3 protein-coding genes are annotated in these 2,861 nt (G+C 67.4%); 2 read left to right on the forward strand and 1 reads right to left on the reverse strand.

Annotated features, from left to right (window positions below):
• Positions 1-590: 590 nt before the first annotated feature.
• Together AC04L7_RS15880 and AC04L7_RS15885 are read left to right on the forward strand one after the other, a co-directional pair.
• Complete coding sequence (locus AC04L7_RS15880; RefSeq protein ID WP_435997150.1) at positions 591-1,556, forward strand: transaldolase; 966 nt, start codon at positions 591-593, stop codon at positions 1,554-1,556.
• On the forward strand, positions 1,553-2,194 hold the full coding sequence (locus AC04L7_RS15885) for a hypothetical protein (RefSeq protein ID WP_475513384.1): 642 nt from the start codon (positions 1,553-1,555) through the stop codon (positions 2,192-2,194). Before AC04L7_RS15880 ends, AC04L7_RS15885 begins: the two co-directional genes overlap by 4 nt.
• Positions 2,195-2,215: 21 nt before the next feature.
• Here the strand turns inward: AC04L7_RS15885 and msrA are convergent.
• Positions 2,216-2,861, reverse strand: a 646-nt coding sequence (gene msrA / locus AC04L7_RS15890; RefSeq protein ID WP_475513385.1) for a peptide-methionine (S)-S-oxide reductase MsrA, incomplete at its 5' end; no start/stop codon positions are given.

Raw genomic sequence — 2,861 nt, forward strand, 5'->3', positions numbered from 1 at the left:
GTGCGGCGCCCCTTCGGGGTTTTACCCACCGCGACTGCCGGACCTCAGGGGGCCAACGGCCAAAGCAGAAGCATCCGCGCGCCGTATTTGCTTTTGCTCGTGCTTTCGGGGTCCCCATGAGGCACGGCGAGCGGGCCGGGTAAAACCCGAAGGGCGGCGTCATGGATGACGGCGTTTCCGTAAGGCACATGGATGTGCCTTACGGAAATTCCCGGCCTGTTCGCGGACCCTGCGCGAAGCGCAGGGCGTGCCGCCTGGGGCATGTTTCTTTGGTTCCTTTCTTTGCACGAGCAAAGAAAGGAACGCCCCCGCGGCGAGCGGCGCCATGCGTGCGAGAAGAAGACCCTTCCCTCACTGCCGTCAGAAGCAACCGCCATCGCGGATGCGGTGGCAACCATGGAGGACAAAGACATGGACTCCGTTGCCCCTCACCCCAACCCCTCTCCGCAGGGAGAGGGGCTTGAAACCCTCTCCGCGAGGAGCCGCACCATGCCAAAACAAAGCCAATTTCAGCCTTCCACCACAAGCCTTCGCGCTGGACGACAAGGCATACTTGCCCTCCCCGTCCTGTTCCCCTGCCGAGCCACCGCATGAACTCCGCCACGCCCAGCAAACTCCAGCAACTCCGCGAACTTTCCGTCGTCGTCGCCGACACCGGCGATTACGACGCCATCAAGCGCCTCAAGCCCGTGGACTGCACCACCAATCCCACGCTGGTGAAGAAGGCGCTGGACCTGCCGGTGTACGCCGAGCTGATCGAAGAACACCTCGCCTGGGCGCGTGCGCAGGGTGGCGGCGAAGCGCTGGTGGACGAGGTGGTCGATCGCCTGACCGTCGGCGTCGGCGCGAAGCTCGCCGGCCTGATTCCCGGCCGCGTTTCCACCGAGGTCGATGCCGACCAGGCCTACGACACCGCAGCCACCATCGCCAAGGCACGCAAGTTCGTGCAGATGTACGCCGACCAGGGCATCGGCCGCGATCGCATCCTGATCAAGGTCGCTTCCACCTGGGAAGGCGTGGAAGCCGCACGCGTGCTGCAGGCCGAAGGCATCGACTGCAACCTCACCCTGATCTTCAACCCCACCCAGGCGATCGCCTGCGCGGAGGCCGGCGCGTTCCTGATCTCGCCGTTCGTGGGCCGCATCCTCGACTGGTACGTGGCCAACGGGAAAGCGCCGGCGAACATCGATGAGGATCCGGGCGTGGTGTTCGTGCGCGGCGTCTACGCCGAATTCAAGCGGCGTGGTTCCCCCACCGTGGTGATGGGTGCATCGTTCCGCTCCACCGCGCAGATCGAAGCGCTGGCCGGTTGCGACCGCCTGACCATCTCGCCGGACCTGCTGGAAAAGCTGGACCAGGAGCACGGCGACCTGCCGCGCAAGCTGTCACCGACGTCCGCCGAGGCGGGCGCTGCGGCGCCGGTGACGGCCGACAGCTTCGCCGCCGCGATCGAGGCCGATCCGATGGCGAAGGAAAAGCTCGCCACTGGCATCGACGCCTTCGCCAAGGACCTGGCTGCACTGCGCACGACCATCCGCGAGAAACTGACCGCGTGAATCTGCGCACCCTCCTGGTGATCGCCATCCTGGCCTGCCTGGCGGGGTGGTGGTTCTCGGAGAAGCGGGAAGGTCCACGGGCGCCTGCTGCGCCGGGCGATATCGCCTTGRCCTGCCCGTTGCCGCCCCGCGTGGCATCGGGCGAGCCGCCCTTGCAGACGGATGTGCCGGACAGCCTTGCGCCGTTCGCGCTGGATGCCGCCACGCTGACGCCGCTCGCCGGCTTCAGCGTTGAAGCGCGCGTGCTGTCGCGCGAGGACTACGGCAGCGGCCGCGAGTCGGACCTGTCGCCGACCGACCTCGCGCTGGGTTGGGCCCGCATGACCGAAGATGCGGTGATCGACGCGCTGGACATCAGCCAGTCCTCGCGCTGGTACCGCTACCGCTGGAGCGACCAGCCGCCGCTGCCGCCGAACGAGATCGCCAGCAGCAGCGCCAACATGCACATGATCCCCGGCAACGACAGCGTCGCGCAGGCGCTCGCCGGCGTACGCAAGGGCGAGCGCGTGCGGATCGATGGCTGGCTGGTGGAAGCCAATGCGCGCGACGGCTGGCGCTGGCGCAGTTCCACCAGCCGCACCGATACCGGCGGCGGCGCCTGCGAAGTGGTCTACGTCTGCGGCGTCACCCGGCTGTAAGGCCGGGCAACGGCCTGGGCCTCACGCATCCAGCCCGATCGGGCAACTGACGCCGGTCCCGCCGAGCCCGCAGTAGCCGTTCGGGTTCTTCGCCAAGTACTGCTGGTGGTAGTCCTCGGCGTAGTAGAACGGCGGCGCGGGATACACGACTTCCGTCGTGATGTCGCCGTAGCCGGCCGCCTTCAACTGTTGCTGGTAGGCCTGCAGGCTCGCTTCGGCGGCCGCCTGCTGCTCCGGCGTGTGGCAATGGATGCCGGAACGGTACTGCGTGCCGACGTCGTTGCCCTGGCGCATGCCCTGGGTGGGGTCGTGGCTCTCCCAGAACACCTGCAGCAGGCGCTCGAACGAGACCTGCGCGGGGTCGTACACGACGCGCACGACCTCGTTGTGGCCGGTCTGGCCGGAGCAGACTTCCTCGTAGGTCGCATTCGGCGTACCGCCGCCGGCGTACCCCACCGACGTGCTGTACACGCCGGGCACGTTCCAGAACTTGCGCTCCGCGCCCCAGAAACAGCCCAGGCCGAACTCGACTTGCTGCAGGCCGTCGAACGCGTCGCGCAGCGGATGTCCGTTGACGAAGTGGATGTTGTGCAGCGGTAGCGGCGTGCCGCGTCCCGGCAGCATGTCTTCTGCGCGCGGCATGCGCTGTTTGTAGGCTCCGATACCC

This window comes from Pseudoxanthomonas sp. LjRoot204_2 (assembly GCF_056175765.1).